Origin of the sequence: Pseudomonas sp. IT-93MI4, assembly GCF_949767635.1 — a bacterium.
GTDB lineage: Bacteria > Pseudomonadota > Gammaproteobacteria > Pseudomonadales > Pseudomonadaceae > Aquipseudomonas > Aquipseudomonas putida_A.
The window spans coordinates 182,888-202,364 of record NZ_CATKPP010000044.1; the positions used below are offsets into that span (position 1 = coordinate 182,888).

Sequence of the window (19,477 nt, forward strand, 5' to 3'; positions counted from 1 at the left end):
TCAATCCTTTGCTACTTGTCGACTGCCCGGTCTCAGCGGCCGTGGCTGTCGGTGTAGGCCAGCAGGGCCAGGAAGCGGGCGCGCTTGATAGCGGTGGCCAGCTGACGCTGATAACGAGCTTTGGTACCGGTGATGCGGCTTGGAACGATTTTGCCGGTCTCGGATACGTAGGCTTTCAGAGTGTTGAGATCTTTGTAATCGATCTCTTTCACGTCTTCAGCGGTGAAGCGGCAGAATTTACGACGACGGAAGAAACGTGCCATTTGATAGGCTCCTTAAAAGGTCCGTGGATTACTCGTCAGCGTTATCGCTGTTGTCGCTGTCATCACCCTCAACGCCATCAGCGTCGGAGTGCTCAGGACGGTCGCGACGCTCACGGCGCTCACTGCGGTTTTCTTCAGCCTTGAGCATCTCGGACTGGCCGGTAACGGCTTCGTCGCGACGGATGACCAGGTTACGGATCACAGCATCGTTGTAGCGGAAGTTGTCTTCCAGCTCGGCCAGGGCCTTGCCAGTGCACTCAACGTTCAGCATCACGTAGTGAGCCTTGTGAACATTGTTGATTGCGTAGGCCAGTTGACGACGGCCCCAGTCTTCCAGACGGTGGATTTTGCCGCCGTCTTCTTCGATCAGCTTGGTGTAACGCTCAACCATGCCGCCGACTTGCTCGCTCTGGTCAGGGTGGACCAGAAAGATGATTTCGTAATGACGCATGAATGCTCCTTACGGGTTGTAGCCTGCCGCTCAAAAACGGTCAGACAAGGAGTGAATGACACTTATGGACTTGCTGACGCGGGGCACATGCGTGCCTGCCGTCACAGCAAGGGGCGCAATTGTAGAGAAGGGACTGCGCAGGTGCAAGGCAATTGGTGATTATTTGAACAACCACCGATCTTCGACCTGACACAAAACACTGTGGGAGCGAGCCTGCTCGCGAATGCGATATATCAGGCAACATTATTGTCAGCTGACACACCCCTTTCGCGAGCAGGCTCGCTCCCACATTTGAACCGATTTCAGCTCAAGACTACTTCTTCGCGGCAGCTTTGGCCTTGGCGCCGCGTTGACGCTGTGCTTCGAACAGGCACACACCGGTGGCCACGGACACGTTGAGACTGCTGACGCTGCCGGCCATCGGCAGGTTCACCAGATAGTCGCAGTGCTCGCGAGTCAGGCGACGCATGCCTTTGCCTTCGGCGCCCATGATCAGGATGGTCGGGCCGGTCAGGTCCTGGTCATAAATGCTGACCTCGGCCTCACCCGCCGTGCCGACCACCCACAGACCGCGCTGCTGAAGCTTTTCCAGAGTGCGCGCCAGGTTGGTCACCGCCACCAGCGGAATCACTTCCGCCGCGCCGCAGGCCACTTTACGCACCACCGGCGTCAGGGTTGCCGACTTGTCCTTGGGCACGATCACCGCCAGCGCGCCGGCAGCATCCGCCGAACGCAGGCAGGCGCCGAGGTTGTGCGGGTCGGTCACGCCGTCAAGCACCAGCAACAGCGGTGCGCCTTCGGTACGGTCGAGCAACTCGTCGAGCATCGCCTCGCCCCAGACCTGGCTCGGACTGACGTCCGCAACCACGCCCTGGTGCACGCCTTCAACCCAAGCGTCCATTTCGCGGCGCTCTGCCTGACCGATCTGCACACGATTTTCGTTGGCCAGCTCGATCAGGGTCTGCACGCGCGGATCGTTGCGGCTTTCGGCCAGCCAGATCTGCTTGACGCGTTTAGGGTGGTGACGCAGCAACGCTTCTACCGCGTGAACGCCGTAGATTTTTTCCAACTGACTCATGACTTCGCCTTCGGTTTACGCGACCCGCCACTTTTGGCTGGAGCCGAACCCGCTTTCGGCGGGCCTTTACGGTGTTTGCTCGGTTTGGCTGGCTTGCCGCCGACGGCCTTCTCAGGCGCCGACCGTCCGGTCTTTCCCCCAGACGCCGCTTTACCACCGCTTTTGGCTTCGGCCAGCAAGGCCTTCTTCAATTCACGGCTTTTGCGCAGCTCGGCGTTTTTCGCCACGGCATCGCTCGGGCGATAGGCCTCGACGGCTTTTTCCTTGGCCGGACGACGGCTGGCGGTTTTCGCCGGAGCCTTGTCTTCCACAGCCTTGCTCGCAGGTGCTGCGGTATCGGCGCCACGTTTCTTGCGACCGATCGGCGCGCTGATGGTTTTTTCTGCCATCTCGAAGTCGATCTTGCGCTCGTCGAGGTCGACGCGCATCACGCGCACTTCAACGGTATCGCCGAGACGGAAGCTGCGACCGGTGCGCTCGCCCGCCAAGCGGTGATGCACAGGGTCGAAGTGGTAGTAGTCGCCCGGCAGCGCGGTGACATGCACCAGGCCTTCGACGTAGATATCAGTCAGCTCGACGAACAGGCCAAAACCGGTCACGGCGGTGATCACGCCCGGGAACGATTCGCCCACACGATCTTTCATGAACTCGCACTTGAGCCAGTTCACCACGTCGCGGGTGGCTTCGTCGGCACGGCGCTCGCTCATCGAGCACTGCTCGCCGAGTTGCTCCAGCGCCGCTTCGTCGTAGGGATAGATGCGCGCCTTCGGAATGGTCATCGCCCCGGCACGACGAACGTGCGGAGTGTCCTGTTTCGAATGGATCACGCTGCGGATGGCGCGGTGCGTGAGCAGGTCCGGGTAACGACGGATCGGCGAGGTAAAGTGGGTATAGGCCTCGTAATTCAGGCCGAAGTGGCCTTCGTTCTGGGCGCTGTACACCGCCTGACTCAGGGAGCGCAGCATCACGGTCTGGATCAGATGGAAATCCGGACGGTCCTTGATGCTCGCCAACAGGGCCTGATAGTCCTTCGGCGACGGGCCGTCCTTGCCTTTGTGCAGGGACAGGCCGAGCTCGCCGAGGAAGGCGCGCAGTTTTTCCAGACGCTCCGGTGGCGGGCCGTCGTGGACACGGTACAGCGCGGGGATTTCGTGCTTCTTGAGGAATTCGGCGGTGGCCACGTTGGCCGCCAGCATGCATTCCTCGATCAGCTTGTGCGCATCGTTGCGGGTGGTCGGACGGATTTCGGCAATCTTGCGCTCGGAACCGAAGATGATCCGGGTTTCCTGGGTTTCGAAATCGATCGCGCCACGCACGTGACGGGCAGCCAGCAACACTTTGTACAGCGCATAGAGCTGCTTGAGGTGCGGCACCACGTCGGTGTATTCGCCGCGAAGCTTGCGCGCTTCGGTGGCTTTCGGGGTTTCCAGCATCGCGCTGACCTTGTTGTAGGTCAGGCGGGCGTGGGAATGGATCACCGCTTCATAGAAGCAGTAGTCGGTCATTTCGCCGGACTTGGAGATGGTCATCTCGCAAACCATGGCCAGACGATCGACGTGCGGGTTCAGCGAGCACAGGCCGTTGGAGAGCTGCTCAGGCAGCATCGGCACCACGCGCTCGGGGAAATACACCGAGTTGCCGCGTACCTGGGCTTCATTGTCCAGCGCCGAACCGATCTTCACGTAGCTGGAAACGTCGGCAATCGCCACGTACAACTTCCATCCGCCAGAGAACAGGCGCAACTTGCCCGGCTTGGCTTCGCAGTAGACCGCGTCGTCGAAGTCGCGGGCATCTTCGCCGTCGATGGTGACGAACGGCAGATGGCGCAGGTCGACACGCTTCTCTTTGTCTTTCTCTTCGACTTCCGGCTTGAGCTTGGCGGCTTCTTTGAGCACCGCTTCAGGCCAGACGTGCGGAATGTCGTAGGTACGCAGCGCGACATCGATTTCCATGCCCGGCGCCATGTAGTTGCCGACCACTTCGACCACATCGCCTTGCGGCTGGAAGCGCGGCGTCGGCCAGTGGGTGATTTTCACCTCGACGAACTGACCGATCTGCGCGTTGGCGTTGCGGCCTGGCGTAACCAGCACTTCCTGCTGGATCTTCGGATTGTCGGCAACAACGAAACCGATACCGCCCTCTTCGAAGTAGCGACCAACAATCGTTTCGTGGGCACGGGACACCACTTCGACGATCACGCCTTCACGGCGGCCACGACGGTCGAGACCGGAAACACGGGCCAGCGCACGGTCGCCATCGAACACCAGACGCATCTGCGCCGGGCTCATGAACAGGTCATCGCTGCCGTCGTCCGGCACCAGGAAGCCGAAACCGTCACGGTGACCGCTAATGCGGCCGAGGATCAGGTCGAGCTTGTCCACCGGCGCATAGGTGCCACGGCGGGTGTAGATCAATTGAGCGTCGCGCTCCATGGCGCGCAGGCGGCGGCGCAGGGCTTCGATCTGGTCTTCTGTGGTCAGACCAAACTCTTCGACCAGTTGCTCGCGGGCAGCAGGCGAACCCCGATCGGCGAGATGCGCCAGGATCAGTTCGCGGCTGGGAATAGGGTTTTCATATTTTTCCGCTTCACGAGCGGCCTCGGGATCGAGGGACTGCCAATCGGCCATTAGAGAGTTTTCACCTTGTCTATATGCGGGTTAGTTTGGCATAGGCGCCATCAAACGGGAAATTTCCGACTATATAAGGCCCTTCTGGAGCCTTGTATCGACGCCTGAAAGCCCTTTTGAACACCGCTGGTAAAAAAATTCATTTTTTTTGCTGACAGGGGTTTACAGTTAAAAAGGCGCTCCGTATAGTGCGCGCCATCGACGACGTACACACGTTGACGAGATGCCCAGGTGGTGAAATTGGTAGACACGCCAGCTTCAGGTGCTGGTGACCTTACGGTCGTGGAAGTTCGAGTCTTCTCCTGGGCACCAATTTCGAGTTTGAGACTAGATCAGTTTCAAGGCTCACACAAAACCCGCGAAAGCGGGTTTTTTGCATTCTAAGGAACGGGTTTGTTAAAACTGATTAATTAAAATTAAATCAGGGGTTTACAGATCAAAAAGCGCTCCGTATAGTGCGCCACATCAACAGCGGCAACGCTCGCGATGAATGCCCAGATGGTGAAATTGGTAGACACGCCAGCTTCAGGTGCTGGTGACCTTACGGTCGTGGAAGTTCGAGTCTTCTTCTGGGCACCAATTCAAACTCAAGGTTACGACGTTGAGTTTCCCAAAAAACCCGCGAAAGCGGGTTTTTGTGTTTCTGGCGTTTGAAAACCTGCAAGACCTTGTGGCGACCAGCCTCTAGCAAACACTCAACCGACCCGCAAGGCGCACTTGAGAAACAATATCGTTTATCATTGTTGCAAGTTTTTGCAATGCGACAGTGAGGAACCCTGCGAATGATGTTTCGAAATACCCTGCGCCGCGGCTTGACCTTCACCCTGCTCGGCCTGGCACTCGCCACTCCCCTCACCCAGGCAGCCGATGCGGTTTCCCTGACGCTCTACAACGGTCAACACAAGGAAGTCGGCGATGCGATCGCCAAGGCTTTCGAGGCCAAGACCGGCATTCACGTCAACGTACGCAAGGGCAGCAGCAACCAGCTCGCCAGCCAGGTCATCGAAGAAGGCGACCGTTCCCCCGCCGACGTGATCTACACCGAAGAATCTCCTCCGCTGAACAACCTCGGCGAGCAAGGCCTGCTGGCCAAGACTGACGACGCCACGCTGGCGGTGCTGCCCAAGCAATACGTCGCCGGCAACGGCACCTGGATCGGTGTCACCGCGCGGGTTCGCGTGGTTGCCTACAACCCGAAACTGGTCGATGAGAAAGACCTGCCGAAGTCGGTGATGGAATTCTCCGATCCGAAGTGGCAAGGCAAAGTCGGCTTCGTCCCGACCAGCGGCGCATTTCAGGAACAGGCCGTGGCGATCATCAAGATGCACGGTCGCGACGCCGCCGAAGAATGGCTGACCGGCCTGCGCGCTTTCGGCAAGACCTACAGCAACAACATGGTCGCGCTCAAAGCCGTGGAAAACGGCGAAGTCGCCACCGTGCTGGTGAACAACTACTACTGGTTCGCCCTGCAACGCGAAAAAGGCAAACTCGACTCGAAACTGCATTACTTCACCGGCGGCGACGTCGGCGGACTGATCACTGTATCTAGCGCTGCCGTGCTGAAATCCAGCAAACATCCAAAAGAAGCCCAGCAATTCCTTGCCTACATGGCCAGTGAGGAAGGCCAGCGCGTGATCACTCAGACCACCGCCGAATACCCGCTGCACAAAGGTATGGAATCGGATCGCGGGCTCAAGCCGTTCAGCGAACTGCAAGTGCCAAACGTGACCCCGGCCGATCTGGGCAACGCCGAAGAAGCCTTGGACCTGGAACGTGAAGTTGGCCTGAACTGATGGCCACATCGTTATCCGCCCCCGCCGCGCGCGGGGGTTTCGTACCACGACGCAAGCGGCCGTCAATCTGGCTGGTGCTGCCGGTGTTATTGCTGGTGGTTATGAGCCTGTTGCCACTGGCCTACGTCGGCCTGAAAGCCTGGCAAGCCGGCTGGGCTGAGGCGCTGCACTTGTTGTGGCGCCCGTACGTTTTCGGTCTGCTGCGCAACACCTTGGCATTGATGGTTGGCGTGACGCTGGCTTGCGGTGTGATCGGCCTGTCACTGGCGTGGTTGCTGGAGCGCAGCAATCTGCCGGGCCGACGCCCGTGGGGAGTGATTCTGTGCCTGCCATTTGCGGTGCCGGCGTTTGTCAGCAGCTTCACCTGGGTGTCGTTGAGCGCGCAGTTCGAAGGCCTCGGCGGGGCGATTCTGGTGATGAGCCTGTCGAAGTATCCGCTGATCTTTCTGCCGGTCGCGGCGACCCTGCGCAACCTCGATCCGTCCCTTGAAGAATCCGCCCGCACCTTGGGACAGAATCGCTGGGGCGTGTTTTTCCGCGTCACCCTGCCGCTGCTCTGGCCGTCGCTGCTGGCCGGTTCGCTGCTGATTGCCCTGCACATGCTGGTCGAGTTCGGCGCACTGTCGATCATCGGCCTGCAAACCTTCACCACCGCGATCTATCAGCAATTCGAACTGGAATTCAGCAACGCCAACGCGGCGATGCTTTCGGCGGTGCTGCTCGCGCTATGTCTGATGCTGTTGTGGCTGGAGCTGCGTGTACGCGGCAAGGGTCGCCATGTGCGCACCGGCCAGGGCGCAGCGCGTCAGGCCGAGCAAGTGCGGCTGGGGCCGTGGGCGGTTGCCGGTCAGTTGTATTGCCTGTTGCTGGCGATTGTCGGCAGCGGGATTCCGCTGGGCATGCTCGCGTACTGGCTGGCGGTGGGCTCATCGGCAGCCTTCCCGGTCGCGGCGATCACCGAAGCCCTGCTGTCTTCGCTGGCCTTGTCGCTGGGTGGCGCAGCGCTGTGCCTGCTGCTGGCGGTGCCGGTCGGGCTGCTGGTGGTGCGTTACAAGGGCCAACTAGCGATCTGGGCCGAACGCTTGCCGTATCTGCTCCACGCCTTGCCGGGCCTGGTAATCGCGCTGACGCTGGTGTATTTCGCCCTGCACTACGTGCCGGCGCTGTACCAGACCTCGGCATTGCTGCTGATCGCTTATGCGCTGCTGTTCCTGCCATTGGCACAGGCGCCGATTCGCACGGCACTGAACAAGGCTGCGCCGCAGCTGGAAGAAGCGGCACGCACGTTGGGGGCATCGTCATTCACCGCGTTTTGCCGGGTGACCCTGCCGATCATCTTCCCGGCACTGGGTGCGGCGTTTGCGCTGGTGTTTCTGGATGCGATGAAGGAATTGACGGCGACGCTGTTGCTCAGTCCGACCGGGCTGAACACGCTGGCGACCGAGGTTTGGGCGCATACGGCAAATGTCGAGTTCGCGGCGGCAGCGCCTTATGCGGCGTTGTTGATTGTGGTGTCGGGGTTGCCGGTGTATCTGCTGACGACGCGGATGTATCTGAGCCGCTGAAATCGCCTTCGCGAGCAAGCCCGCTCCCACAGTTTGACCGAGCCCCACCAGAGGAATGCGATCGAATGCGGGAGCGAGCCTGCTCGCGAAGGGGGAAACATCAGGCCCTGAACTGTCCCAGACTGGCCTTCAGCTGCGCCGCCAGCCCATCCAGTACCTTGCCACTGGCCGTGGTTTCCACCACCGCCTGCGCCGCCTTCTCGGCTTGGGCATGAATCGTTTCGACCCGCCCACGCACTGCCTGCGCGCCCTGCGCCTGATGCGCCGCTGCCTGCGTTGCCAGACCGATCGCCGCATGCACCTGCTCGACCGAGGCCTGCACCGACTGCTGCAACCGTGCGCTGTCGCGCAACACCAGCAAACCTTCGCTGGCCTGACGCCCCGCCTGACCGATCGCTTCTACCGCTTCACGCGCGCCCTGCTGCAACGCGACGATGTGCGCCTGAATGTCGCCGGTCGAGCTTTGCGTCTTGCTCGCCAAGGCGCGCACCTCGTCCGCGACCACGGCAAAACCGCGGCCGGTCTCACCGGCCCGCGCCGCTTCGATCGCCGCATTCAAGGCCAGCAAGTTGGTCTGCTCGGCTATGCCGTGAATCACCGTCAGCACCACTTCGATCTGTTCGCTCTGCTGCGCCAGCCGCTCGATGACTTTCGCCCCGGTGTCGACCTGCCCGGCCAGCGCCTCGATCAGGCTGCCGACTTTCGCCGAGGTACGAGTGTTTTCATCGGTGGCCTGGCGAATATCCACCACCTGCTTCAACGCAGCCTGCATGGCATGGCTTTCCGATTGCGCCTCGTCAGCCATTTGCGACAGCGCGCGCAGGCTTTCCGCCACTTCGTCACGCTGCATCCCGGCCGCTGCGTCGGCACCGGCATTGCGCAGGGTCATGGCACCAATCTCGACACCGGTACGCTGCGCGACATCGCCCGCCTCGCGCACGATCGGCTGCAACTTATCCACAAAGCGATTGACTGCCGAGGCCATGTCGCCGATCTCGTCCTTGCTGTTGATCTGCACGCGCTTGGTCAGGTCGCCCTCGCCTGCCGCCAGATCGTCCATCGCCGCGTTGAGCATCTTCAAGCGATTGACCACCCGGTGCCCCAGCACCACCGCCAGCAACAGCAGCACGCCGCAACCGACGAGTGCCAGGCCCATGCCGATGCGCCAGCGCAAGGTCGCGGCGGCTTCCTGCACGGTGCTGCTGGTATTGGCTTTCATCTCGGTCGCGGTGGATTGCGCCGACTGCAGACGCGCCTGCATTGCCGTCGCGCTATCGGCAGCGGCACCCTTGAGACTGTCGCCGACCAGTTGATCGCTGCTGGCGATCAGCGCCGAGAAGCGCTGGTCGAGCGCCGCCAGATCGGTGTCCACCGAAGCCGTCGATACGCCCATCAGCACCTTGCCGATTTCCACGCCGTTGGGATTGATCGAGGCCTCAAGGTAGTAGACCGACGGATCGTTTTTCGCCGCGTCCAGCACTTTATCCAGCGCGCGTTCGCCCTGGCCCTTTTCCAGCAAGGCCTTGTTGATCGGGTTTTCGCGGTTGAGATAACGCGTCAGGTGCTGTCCGGTGGCATCGTCGTAAACCACGAACAACACGTTGGGATTGCGCTGGGCGCGACGAGCAAATTCGGACAGGGTCGGCACGTCGCTGTCCCACATGGCGCGCGGCGCCACCGAGGCGAGCAACTGAGCCATGTCATTGGCCGAGTCCTTGAGATCTTTTTCCAGTGTCGTACGCAGTTGCGCCTGCTCTTCCTTCAGACGGGAAGACAGGCCGGCGGTCAGGCGCTGCCGGGTACTTGAGGAAAGGTTATCGAGGCTTGAGGTGACTTCACGCCCGGCCTGCTCCAGCTCGCCGGAGAGCTTTTGGCTGTCAGCGCCCAGACGAGCGCCGAGATCGGCTTCCAGCGCCGTGACCGTGCTTCGTGTCAGGGCGACTGCCACCAGCACTTGCACCAAAAGGGCGATACCAAGGGTAACGAACACGGGCCGCAACAAACGGCTTTGTAACAGTGAGAGAACGGCCGACACTGTGAATCCCTCTACTTCTGACGCCATTAATTTGATGGCACTCTTGTAGGAAGATTTACAGCAAAGGTCATGCCGTCCAACAGGCATAAACGACAAAGGCCCCGATTAAGGGGCCTTTGTTTTTTACATCAACGACTTATCAAGCGAACGGATGACGCAGAACGATGGTTTCGTTGCGATCCGGGCCCGTCGAAATAATGTCGATCGGCGCGCCGATCAACTCTTCAACGCGTTTGATGTAGGCACGAGCGTTAGCTGGCAGCTCTTCCAGGGTTTTGGCACCCACGGTCGATTCGGTCCAGCCCGGCACTTCTTCGTACACAGGCTGCAGGCCCACGTAGCTGTCAGCGTCGGTCGGCGCCACGGCATTGCCTTGCGCGTCCTTGTAGCCGGTGCAGATGTTGATGGTTTCCAGACCATCGAGTACGTCCAGCTTGGTCAGGCAGATGCCCGAGATGCTGTTCACATCGATAGCGCGACGCAGGATGACGGCGTCGAACCAGCCGCAACGACGGGCACGGCCGGTGGTAGCGCCGAACTCGTGACCTTGCTTGGCCAGATGCGCACCCACGTCGTCGAACAGCTCAGTCGGGAATGGACCCGAACCGACGCGAGTGGTGTAAGCCTTGGTGATGCCCAGGATGTAGTCGAGGAACATCGGGCCAACGCCCGAACCGGTCGCCACGCCACCTGCGGTGGTGTTGGAACTGGTCACGTACGGGTAGGTACCGTGGTCGATGTCGAGCAACGAACCCTGAGCGCCTTCGAACATGATGTCTTTGCCGGCGCGACGCAGGTCGTGCAGCTCGGCAGTCACGTCGAGCATCAGCGGCTTGAGCAGCTCGGCGTATTCCTTGCACTCGGCCAGAGTCTTTTCGAACTCAATGGCCGGCTCTTTGTAGTAACCGACCAGCATGAAGTTGTGGTAATCCACCAGTTCACGCAGCTTGTCTTCGAAGCGCGGCATGTTCAGCAGGTCACCCACGCGCAGGCCACGACGTGCAACCTTGTCTTCGTAAGCCGGGCCGATACCGCGACCGGTAGTACCGATCTTCAGCTCGCCACGGGCTTTTTCACGGGCCTGGTCCAGCGCCACGTGGAAGGACAGAATCAGCGGGCAGGACGGGCTGATACGCAGGCGCTCGCGCACCGGTACGCCTTTCTCTTCCAGCTTGGTGATCTCACGCAGCAGGGCGTCAGGTGCAACCACCACGCCGTTGCCGATCAGGCACTGCACGCCTTCGCGCAGTACGCCCGACGGGATCAGGTGCAAGACGGTTTTCTCGCCGTCGATCACCAGGGTGTGGCCAGCGTTGTGGCCACCTTGGTAGCGCACTACGGCGGCAGCATGTTCGGTCAGCAGATCAACGATCTTGCCTTTGCCCTCATCACCCCATTGGGTGCCCAGGACTACGACATTCTTACCCATAACACTTGTCCTCATTCGCGCAAACTTGGTGCCGGCGATGGCCGGCAGGAAAACTCAAGAAGCCAGTGGCGATACTTGCCAAAGCCCGTTCTGCTGAATCAATTGCCGGTCGCAGTCCGCATCACGGGCGGCGGCCAAAGGTTGTCCAGGCAATGCCTGAACGACACGCTGACCCTCACTGCGCAACTGGCAAACCTGCTGCCAGAGTGCCGCATCCGTACTGTCAGGCATCCAGATACCGCCAGACGGTAGCTCGATCTCAGCACGCCCCAGGGTCACCAGGGTTTTCAAATCGGTAGAGAAGCCGGTCGCCGGACGGGCACGACCGAAGTCGGCGCCGATGTCGTCGTAACGACCGCCCTGAGCGATGGACTGGCCCACGCCCGGGACAAACACCGCGAACACCACACCGGTGTGGTAGTGGTAGCCGCGCAGCTCGCCCAGGTCGAAGTACAGCGGCAACTCCGGGAAACGCGTCGCCAGACGATCGGCGATCTCCAGCAAATCTTCCAGCGCCGCCAGAACCGGCGCCGGTGCATTGGCCAGACGCTCACGGGCCGCACTCAGTACTTCACGTCCGCCACACAGATCGACCAGCGCCCGCAGCATGCCGGACAGATCGGCCGGCAGGCCTTCGGTCAAGGTAATGACCTCGTCGATGGCCTTGCGTTGCAACGCATCGAACAACTGCTGCTCGACTTCACCGGACAGACCGGCGGCGCGCGCCAGACCACGGTAGATGCCGACATGGCCAAGGTCCATGTGTACATCCGGCACATCGGCCAGTTGCAGCATGGCGAGCATCAGGCTGATCACTTCAACGTCGCTGCTCGGGCTGGCATCGCCGTACAGCTCGGCACCCAGCTGAATCGGGCTGCGCGAGGACGACAGTGCACGCGGCTGGGCATGCAGCACGCTGCCGGCGTAGCACAGACGGCTCGGACCTTCGCGACGCAGGGTGTGCGCATCGATGCGCGCCACTTGCGGCGTGATGTCGGCACGGAACCCCATCTGCCGACCCGACTGCGGGTCGATGACCTTGAAGGTACGCAGATCCAGGTCCTGGCCCGCACCGGTCAGCAGGGATTCCAGGTACTCGATATGGGGAGTCACGACAAACTCGTAACCCCAGCTCTGGAACAGATCCAACACCTGACGACGCGCGACTTCAATGCGCGCCGCTTCCGGTGGCAGTACTTCTTCGATGCCATCTGGCAGCAGCCAGCGGTCTACCGTTGCCATTACGCCATTCCCCTTTGATCCGGGCGGCCAGCCTGCGGGCGAGCCTTGAGTGAAGCAGAAAATGACCGATCCGTTCAAAACGCACGCGCATGAACGACGCGGCGAAAGGCCTGTTACCGGCTTCGCCCATCACTTTCCTCGAAAAACGCTCGGGCCATTCAACCCGATGCCTGCAACAAAAAACAGCAATCAAATGTGCAGACGCAAAAAAGCCGGGAATTTCCCGGCTGCCGCATCATACACACGTTTTCCCAAAGGATCACCCCGCCCGAGGTTTTAGCCGCCGGGCGGAATGATTCAGGTCAACGTCGTATCAAGGCTTGGACTTTTCCAGGTAACGGAAGAAGTCGCTGCTTGGGTCGAGAACCATGACGTCGGATTTGTTCGCGAAGCTTTCACGGTAGGCACGCAGGCTACGGTAGAAACCGTAGAACTCCTGATCCTGGCCGTAGGCCTTGGAGTAGATCGCAGCGGCCTGGGCATCGCCATCACCGCGAATCTCTTCGGACTCACGATAGGCTTCAGCCAGCAGCACGCGGCGTTGACGATCGGCGTCGGCACGGATGCCTTCGGCCAGCTCGTTACCCTTGGCGCGGTGCTCGCGAGCTTCACGCTCACGCTCGGTGCTCATACGTTCGAACACGCTGCGGTTCACTTCCTTCGGCAGATCGATGGCCTTGACCCGGACATCGACGACTTCGATACCCAGCTCTTTTTCCGCCATCTTGTTCAGCGACGCGGTGATGTCAGCCATCAGCGCATCACGCTCACCCGACACCACTTCGTGCAGAGTGCGCTTGCCGAACTGGTCACGCAGACCGGATTCCAGACGACGGGACAGACGCTCATCGGCGATCTGCTTGAGGCCGGAAGTCGCGGTGTAGAAGCGCTCGGCATCTTTCACCCGCCACTTGGCGTAGGCATCAACCATCACGGCTTTCTTTTCCAGGGTCAGGAAGCGCTGTGTCGGTGCATCCAGCGTCATCAGACGTGCGTCGAATTTACGCACCTGGTTAACGTAAGGCACTTTCACATGCAGGCCCGGCTGGACATCGGCCTGAACCACACGACCGAATTGCAGCAGCACCGCGCGCTCGGTCTGAGCCACGATATAGAAGCAGTTCCAGCCCACCAGCACCACGACAACGCCAACGATCAGGGCGATCAGCGATTTATTGCTCATCAGCGGGTCTCCCTTGTACGTGTCTGCGGCAGGTCAGTGACATGCGGCGCGACGTCCGTGTTGTTGCTGGCGGCAGCCGAACCGGTAACCGGTGCATTGCTGCCCGAACTGTTCTGGATCATTTTGTCCAACGGCAGGTAAAGCAGGTTGCTCTGGCCGTTCTTGTTGCCGGTCACGAGTACCTTGCTGGTATTGCTGAAGACTTCCTGCATGGTGTCCAGGTACAGACGCTGGCGGGTGACTTCAGGGGCCTTGCGATACTCGGCGACCAGTTTGGTAAAGCGATCCGCCTCACCCTTGGCGCGCGAAACCGTTTCGTCGCGGTAACCGTTGGCATCCTCGAGGATACGCTGGGCCTGACCACGGGCTTCCGGCACGACGCCGTTGGCGTAGGTTTCCGCCTGGTTGCGCGAACGCTGCTCGTCTTCACGGGCGCGGATCACGTCGTCGAAGGCTTCCTGCACTTCACGCGGTGCCGCTGCGCTCTGTACGTTGACCTGGGTGACGGTGATACCGGTGCGATAGGTATCGAGGAAACGTTGCAGACGCTCCTTGATTTCGCTGGCCATCAATTCACGACCTTCGGTCAGCACCTGATCCATGGCGGTCGAACCCACCACGTGGCGCAGGGCGCTGTCGGTCGCATGCTGCAGACTGATTTCCGGCTGATCGACGTTCAGCACGAAGTCCTGCAGATTGCTGATCTTGTACTGCACGGTCAGCGGCACTTCGACGATGTTCTCGTCTTCGGTCAGCATCTGGCCCTGCTTGGTGTAGGCACGCTCACGCGTGACGTTCTCCATGTACTTCTTGTCGATCGGCGGGAAGTAGATGTTCAGGCCGGGGCCGACAGTCTCGTAGTACTTGCCGAAGCGCAGCACCACGGCTTGCTCCTGCTCGTCGACCACATAGACCGCGCTGTACAGCCAGACAGCCGCCAGCACCACGAGGCCGATGCCGAGCAGACCGCCGAAGCCGCCACCACTCCTGCCCGAACCACCGCCGTCATCACCACCGCGTTTCTTACCACCACCGAACAACCCGTTCAGGCTTTCCTGCAGCTTTCGGAAGGCCTCGTCGAGATCCGGTGGCCCCTTGCGGTCGCCGTTATTGCGGCGCTTGCCACCCCAAGGATCCTGATTATTCGAGTTGCCACCCGGCTCATTCCAAGCCATAGCGCTCTCCATCTGATAAAGCAAAGACGCACCCACGGCGCGCCGACCAATGCTACAGAATGCCTGCCGTTGCGGCACAACCGCTTTGCCAGGCTTTTATTGCAAAGTGTGTTGCTCGATGAATTCCATCGGCTGCAATCCTTCGCGGCTTACCAGTCGATTCAACTCGACACGGGGCAAACGAACGGCCAGCAGGCAGATGCCTTCTTCGTCATGCTCTTCTTTCTGTACCGCACCGAGTTCGAAGAACTGCGCACGCAGTCGAGCGAACCGTTGCGGCAAGCGCAATGTCCCCACAAACAAATCACTGCCCAGCAACTCGGCAATGGCTTGTTCAAGCAATTCCAGACCCGTGCCATCGCGCGCCGACAGCCAGACCCGCTGCGGTTTGCCATCGGCATCGCGCTGGATCTGTGGCTCAACGCCTTCAAGCAAATCGAGTTTGTTGTATACCTCGAGGATCGGCAAGTCCTGGGCTCCGATCTCGCCCAGTACCACCATCACCTGCTCGATCTGCAACATGCGATCCGGTTCGGCCGCATCGATCACGTGCAACAGCAGGTCGGAATTGCTCGACTCTTCGAGCGTAGACCGAAATGCCTCGACCAGCTTGTGCGGCAAGTGCCGAATGAACCCTACCGTGTCCGCCAGAACGATCGGCCCCAGGTCGTCCAGTTCCAGACGGCGCAGGGTCGGGTCGAGCGTGGCGAACAACTGGTCGGCCGCGTATACCTCGGACTTGGTCACGTTATTGAACAGCGTGGATTTGCCGGCGTTGGTATAGCCCACCAGAGACACGGTAGGGATATCCGCACGGGAGCGGCCGCGTCGCGATTGCTCGCGCTGGCTGCGCACTTTTTCCAGACGACCCTTGATCTGACGCAGACGAACCCGCAGCAGACGCCGGTCGGTTTCGAGCTGGGTTTCACCCGGGCCACGCATGCCGATACCGCCACCCTGACGCTCAAGGTGAGTCCAGCCGCGAACCAGGCGGGTGCTCATGTGATCAAGCTGGGCCAGTTCTACCTGGAGCTTGCCTTCATGGGTACGGGCGCGCTGGGCGAAGATATCGAGAATCAGGCCGGTACGGTCGATCACGCGACACTCGAAAACACGTTCGAGGTTACGTTCCTGACTGGGCGTGAGAATGTGATTGAAAATCACCAGATCGGCCTTTTCGGCATGGACCAGGTCGCGTAATTCCTCGACCTTGCCGCTGCCAATCAGGAATTTGGCGGTTGGCCGATGACGCGGTACGTTAAAAAACGCAACGGTCTCGGCGCCCGCCGAATTAGCCAATTCCTGAAACTCCTGCGGATCTTCGCGCGCCTCAGGGTCCTGACCTTCCAAGTGAACGAGTATGACTCGCTCACCACCACCGTGGCGCTCAAAGAACAAAGGAGACTCCTATCAGGCGTTACCTGGCTCAGCGTCACCTGCATCGGATTCGGTTGCGCTAGGCAGACGAATTGGACGTACTGGCACGACTGTCGAGATAGCGTGTTTGTAAACCATCTGGCTGACGGTGTTTTTCAGCAGGATAACGAACTGGTCGAACGACTCGATCGTGCCTTGCAGTTTGATACCGTTGACCAGGTAGATGGAAACCCCAACTTTCTCTTTACGTAAAGTATTCAAGTAAGGGTCTTGTAGCGAATGCCCTTTTGACATGTGCCGCACTCCTTTAAGGATTCAATAATAAAAATAGGTAATTCAGATGGCTTTGGCCGCCACACCCCCAAGGATAGACGGCAATTGCAAGGACTCAGCTCAATATGGAGATGGTCCCAAGGTATTTCAAGGCGCGTGGCAGATTGTCGCAATCAAGACTGTCCAGCCAGTGCAGTTCTTCCCAGCTGCGCAGCCAGGTGAACTGGCGCTTGGCCAATTGACGCGTGGCAATGATGCCGCGTTCCTGCATTTCAGCTAACGACAGCTTGCCATCCAGGTAGTCCCAGACTTGGCGGTAGCCTACCGCACGTATAGACGGCAACCCGGAATGCAGGTCACTTCTTTTACGCAGGGCTACGACCTCGTCGATGAACCCCTGTTCCAGCATATTTGTGAATCTTTGTTTAATGCGCTCATGCAGTACCTGACGATTTGCCGGAGCAATGGCCAAGTTCGCGACAGTATAGGGCAATTGTTGCCGTCCCGAAGCGGCTGCTTCAGTACTTTGCGCAGATTGTTGCTGACGCAGGGCAGTCATGCTCTGACCGCTGACCCGATAAACCTCCAGCGCCCGACTCAGGCGCTGCGGATCGTTCGGATGAATGCGTGCCGCCGACACCGGATCGATGATCGCCAGGTGATCGTGCAGGGCTTGCCAGCCAAGGCGTGCAGCCTCTTCTTCGATCTGCGCACGAACCTCGGGATCGGCCGCCGGCATGTCCGCCAGGCCATCAACCAACGCCTTGTAATAGAGCATGGTGCCGCCAACCAGCAGCGGAATTTTTCCGCGCGCGGTGATCTCGGCCATGGCTTGCAGGGCATCACGACGGAAATCTGCTGCCGAATAGGCCTCGGCCGGATCGAGAATGTCGATCAACCGGTGCGGAAACTCGGCCAGTAGTTCTTTGGAAGGTTTGGCGGTGCCGATGTCCATGCCGCGATAGACCAGCGCCGAGTCGACGCTGATCAGCTCGCACGGCAGCACCTTGGTCAGCTCGATGGCCAGGTCGGTCTTGCCCGCAGCGGTCGGGCCCATCAGGAAAATCGCTGGAGGGAGCTGGCTCATCAACGACCGCGCAGGAACAGTTTGTCCAGATCGTCCAGGCCCAGTTGGGTCCAGGTCGGTCGGCCATGGTTGCATTGACCGCTGCGCTCGGTATTTTCCATGTCGCGCAGCAGGCCGTTCATTTCCGGCAAAGCCAGGCGCCGGTTGGCACGGATCGCGCCGTGGCAGGCCATGGTCCCGAGCAGTTCGTTCAGGTGTGCCTGAATCCGGTCGCTGGTGCCGTATTCCATCAGGTCCGACAGCACGTCACCCACCAGCCGATTGGCCTCGGCCTGCTTGAGCAGCGCCGGAATCTGCCGGATCGCCAATGTTTCCGGGCCCAGACGCTGCAGCTCGAAGCCCAGTTTCTGGAACCATGCAGCGTGTTCTTCAGCGCAATCGGCTTCACGCTGACTGACCGCCAGCGACTCCGGCACCAACAGCGGCTGACCGCTGAGGCCTTCGCTGGCCATGGCGATTTTCAGGCGTTCGTACATGATCCGCTCGTGCGCGGCATGCATGTCCACCAGCACCAAACCCTGAGCATTCTCGGAGAGAATGTAGATGCCCTTGAGCTGCGCCAGCGCGTAACCGAGCGGTGGAATGTCTTCCTGGCCGGCTGGCAGCGCGTTGGCATTCGCTTCCGGCAACGGTGCGAAGAACTCGCGGTAAGCAGCTTGTGCCTCGGCGGCCGGCACAGCCGACTGCGGACGCGGCGTGTACTGATACTGATAAGCGCCGCCAGCGCTGGCGCCCGACGAAGTATTGAACACCGGTTGCGCCTGCGGCTGTTCCAGCAGCGCGTTGGCCGCCAGACGCATTTCGCCCTGCGGGCCGAATTCACCGGCCTCGATACCGGTTGGACGCACCACGGCTGTGGTGACAGAGCCGGCCAGTTGATCTTCCGGACGCACATCGCCCAACGCGCGGTGCAATGTGCCGTAAAGGAAGTCATGCACCATGCGTCCGTCACGGAAGCGCACTTCGTGCTTGGTCGGGTGCACGTTGACGTCCACCACCGCCGGATCGACTTCGAAAAACAGCGCGAAGGTCGGATGACGACCGTTGAACAGCACATCGCGATAAGCCTGACGCACCGCGTGGGCCACCAGTTTGTCGCGTACCGCACGGCCGTTTACGAAGAAATACTGCAAGTCCGCCTGGCTGCGGTTGAAGGTCGGCAACCCGACCCAGCCCCACAAGTGCAGGCCATTGCGCTCGATCTCGATCGGCAGCGCCTGTTCGAGGAAGCCCGAACCACAGATCGCCGCCACACGCCGAGCGCGGGCTGCATCATCGTGGGCCTCGTGCAGGCTGAGGATGGTCTTGCCGTTGTGGCGCAGATGGAAGGCCACGTCGAAACGCGCCAGCGCCAGACGCTTGATCACTTCTTGCAGGTGATCGAATTCGGTTTTTTCGGTCTTGAGAAACTTGCGCCGCGCCGGCGTATTGAAAAACAGGTCGCGCACTTCCACCGAGGTACCGACCGGATGCGCCGCCGGCTGAACGCGAGGCGCCATGTCGCGACCTTCGGTTTCGACCTGCCAGGCCTGATCGGCATCGCGTGTGCGCGAGGTCAGGGTCAGGCGCGCCACGGAGCTGATCGACGCCAGTGCTTCACCACGGAAGCCCAGGCTCATCACCTGCTCCAGATCTTCGAGATTGCGAATCTTGCTGGTGGCGTGACGCGCCAGCGCCAGCGGCAGGTCGTCGGCGGAAATGCCGCTGCCATCGTCACGCACCCGCAGCAGCTTGACGCCTCCTTGCTCGACATCGACATCGATGCGTTTGGCACCGGAGTCGAGACTGTTTTCCAGCAACTCCTTGATCACCGAAGCCGGGCGCTCGACCACCTCGCCGGCGGCGATCTGGTTCGCCAGCCGCGGGCTGAGCAGTTCGATGCGTGCGGCGTTCAACACC

At 60.5% G+C, this 19,477-nt stretch carries 15 protein-coding genes and 2 tRNA genes; 4 read left to right on the forward strand and 13 right to left on the reverse strand.

Annotated features, from left to right (window positions below):
• Positions 1 to 32: 32 nt before the first annotated feature.
• The 4 genes from rpsR to rnr form a co-directional block, all read right to left on the reverse strand.
• A complete protein-coding gene (gene rpsR, locus ACM6I7_RS17690; RefSeq protein ID WP_002551829.1) occupies positions 33 to 263 on the reverse strand; it encodes a 30S ribosomal protein S18 in 231 nt (76 codons plus the stop codon).
• Positions 264 to 291: 28 nt separating this feature from the next.
• Positions 292 to 714: a 30S ribosomal protein S6 gene (gene rpsF / locus ACM6I7_RS17695; RefSeq protein ID WP_003221133.1), complete on the reverse strand. Its 423-nt coding sequence runs from the start codon at positions 712 to 714 to the stop codon at positions 292 to 294.
• Positions 715 to 1,027: 313 nt separating this feature from the next.
• Positions 1,028 to 1,792 carry a 23S rRNA (guanosine(2251)-2'-O)-methyltransferase RlmB gene (rlmB, locus tag ACM6I7_RS17700; RefSeq protein WP_003221131.1) on the reverse strand — a complete coding sequence of 255 codons (765 nt, stop codon included), beginning with the start codon at positions 1,790 to 1,792 and terminating at the stop codon, positions 1,028 to 1,030.
• Positions 1,789 to 4,419, reverse strand: coding sequence for a ribonuclease R (gene rnr, locus ACM6I7_RS17705; protein WP_027611420.1), 2,631 nt, complete (start codon positions 4,417 to 4,419; stop codon positions 1,789 to 1,791). Before rnr ends, rlmB begins: the two co-directional genes overlap by 4 nt.
• A gap of 225 nt (positions 4,420 to 4,644) precedes the next feature.
• Between rnr and ACM6I7_RS17710 the strand changes: the two genes are divergently transcribed.
• From ACM6I7_RS17710 to ACM6I7_RS17725, 4 genes are all read left to right on the forward strand, one after another.
• Positions 4,645 to 4,731: transfer RNA gene (locus ACM6I7_RS17710), tRNA-Leu, on the forward strand.
• 180 nt (positions 4,732 to 4,911) lie between these two features.
• Positions 4,912 to 4,998, forward strand: a tRNA-Leu gene (locus ACM6I7_RS17715).
• Between the two features lie 203 nt (positions 4,999 to 5,201).
• The gene (locus ACM6I7_RS17720; protein ID WP_414888962.1) at positions 5,202 to 6,212 is read left to right on the forward strand and encodes an iron ABC transporter substrate-binding protein; all 1,011 of its coding nucleotides are present in this window, start codon (positions 5,202 to 5,204) and stop codon (positions 6,210 to 6,212) included.
• On the forward strand, positions 6,212 to 7,777 hold the full coding sequence (locus tag ACM6I7_RS17725; RefSeq protein ID WP_414888963.1) for an ABC transporter permease: 1,566 nt from the start codon (positions 6,212 to 6,214) through the stop codon (positions 7,775 to 7,777). Before ACM6I7_RS17720 ends, ACM6I7_RS17725 begins: the two co-directional genes overlap by 1 nt.
• A gap of 100 nt (positions 7,778 to 7,877) precedes the next feature.
• Here the strand turns inward: ACM6I7_RS17725 and ACM6I7_RS17730 are convergent, their stop codons facing one another.
• From ACM6I7_RS17730 to mutL, 9 genes are all read right to left on the reverse strand, one after another.
• The gene (locus tag ACM6I7_RS17730; protein WP_097089869.1) at positions 7,878 to 9,812 is read right to left on the reverse strand and encodes a methyl-accepting chemotaxis protein; all 1,935 of its coding nucleotides are present in this window, start codon (positions 9,810 to 9,812) and stop codon (positions 7,878 to 7,880) included.
• A 139-nt stretch (positions 9,813 to 9,951) separates the two neighbouring features.
• Complete coding sequence (locus tag ACM6I7_RS17735; protein WP_003221122.1) at positions 9,952 to 11,241, reverse strand: adenylosuccinate synthase; 1,290 nt, start codon at positions 11,239 to 11,241, stop codon at positions 9,952 to 9,954.
• Between the two features lie 54 nt (positions 11,242 to 11,295).
• Entirely contained in the window at positions 11,296 to 12,483 is a 1,188-nt protein-coding gene (locus ACM6I7_RS17740) for an ATP phosphoribosyltransferase regulatory subunit (protein ID WP_047600701.1), read from the reverse strand.
• Between the two features lie 313 nt (positions 12,484 to 12,796).
• Positions 12,797 to 13,666 (reverse strand): protease modulator HflC, encoded by an 870-nt coding sequence (gene hflC / locus ACM6I7_RS17745; RefSeq protein WP_027611416.1) that lies wholly within the window; start codon positions 13,664 to 13,666, stop codon positions 12,797 to 12,799.
• Positions 13,666 to 14,841: an FtsH protease activity modulator HflK gene (hflK, locus tag ACM6I7_RS17750; protein ID WP_007967435.1), complete on the reverse strand. Its 1,176-nt coding sequence runs from the start codon at positions 14,839 to 14,841 to the stop codon at positions 13,666 to 13,668. The genes hflC and hflK overlap by 1 nt, the downstream gene beginning before the upstream one ends.
• A 96-nt stretch (positions 14,842 to 14,937) precedes the next feature.
• Positions 14,938 to 16,239 (reverse strand): ribosome rescue GTPase HflX, encoded by a 1,302-nt coding sequence (hflX, locus tag ACM6I7_RS17755; protein ID WP_003221114.1) that lies wholly within the window; start codon positions 16,237 to 16,239, stop codon positions 14,938 to 14,940.
• A 12-nt stretch (positions 16,240 to 16,251) separates the two neighbouring features.
• On the reverse strand, positions 16,252 to 16,512 hold the full coding sequence (hfq, locus tag ACM6I7_RS17760; protein ID WP_003221112.1) for an RNA chaperone Hfq: 261 nt from the start codon (positions 16,510 to 16,512) through the stop codon (positions 16,252 to 16,254).
• A gap of 94 nt (positions 16,513 to 16,606) precedes the next feature.
• The gene (miaA, locus tag ACM6I7_RS17765; protein WP_330207439.1) at positions 16,607 to 17,578 is read right to left on the reverse strand and encodes a tRNA (adenosine(37)-N6)-dimethylallyltransferase MiaA; all 972 of its coding nucleotides are present in this window, start codon (positions 17,576 to 17,578) and stop codon (positions 16,607 to 16,609) included.
• The gene (gene mutL, locus ACM6I7_RS17770) at positions 17,578 to 19,476 is read right to left on the reverse strand and encodes a DNA mismatch repair endonuclease MutL (RefSeq protein WP_414889037.1); all 1,899 of its coding nucleotides are present in this window, start codon (positions 19,474 to 19,476) and stop codon (positions 17,578 to 17,580) included. Before mutL ends, miaA begins: the two co-directional genes overlap by 1 nt.
• Position 19,477 lies beyond the last annotated feature (1 nt).

Bases quoted from the DNA above. Each gene is read 5' to 3' on its own strand.
- rpsR (WP_002551829.1), bottom strand. From the start codon at position 263: ATGGCACGTTTCTTCCGTCGTCGTAAATTCTGCCGCTTCACCGCTGAA.
- rpsF (WP_003221133.1), bottom strand. From the start codon at position 714: ATGCGTCATTACGAAATCATCTTTCTGGTCCACCCTGACCAGAGCGAG.
- rlmB (WP_003221131.1), bottom strand. From the start codon at position 1,792: ATGAGTCAGTTGGAAAAAATCTACGGCGTTCACGCGGTAGAAGCGTTG.
- rnr (WP_027611420.1), bottom strand. From the start codon at position 4,419: ATGGCCGATTGGCAGTCCCTCGATCCCGAGGCCGCTCGTGAAGCGGAA.
- ACM6I7_RS17720 (WP_414888962.1), top strand. From the start codon at position 5,202: ATGATGTTTCGAAATACCCTGCGCCGCGGCTTGACCTTCACCCTGCTC.
- ACM6I7_RS17725 (WP_414888963.1), top strand. From the start codon at position 6,212: ATGGCCACATCGTTATCCGCCCCCGCCGCGCGCGGGGGTTTCGTACCA.
- ACM6I7_RS17735 (WP_003221122.1), bottom strand. From the start codon at position 11,241: ATGGGTAAGAATGTCGTAGTCCTGGGCACCCAATGGGGTGATGAGGGC.
- ACM6I7_RS17740 (WP_047600701.1), bottom strand. From the start codon at position 12,483: ATGGCAACGGTAGACCGCTGGCTGCTGCCAGATGGCATCGAAGAAGTA.
- hflC (WP_027611416.1), bottom strand. From the start codon at position 13,666: ATGAGCAATAAATCGCTGATCGCCCTGATCGTTGGCGTTGTCGTGGTG.
- hflK (WP_007967435.1), bottom strand. From the start codon at position 14,841: ATGGCTTGGAATGAGCCGGGTGGCAACTCGAATAATCAGGATCCTTGG.
- hfq (WP_003221112.1), bottom strand. From the start codon at position 16,512: ATGTCAAAAGGGCATTCGCTACAAGACCCTTACTTGAATACTTTACGT.
- miaA (WP_330207439.1), bottom strand. From the start codon at position 17,578: ATGAGCCAGCTCCCTCCAGCGATTTTCCTGATGGGCCCGACCGCTGCG.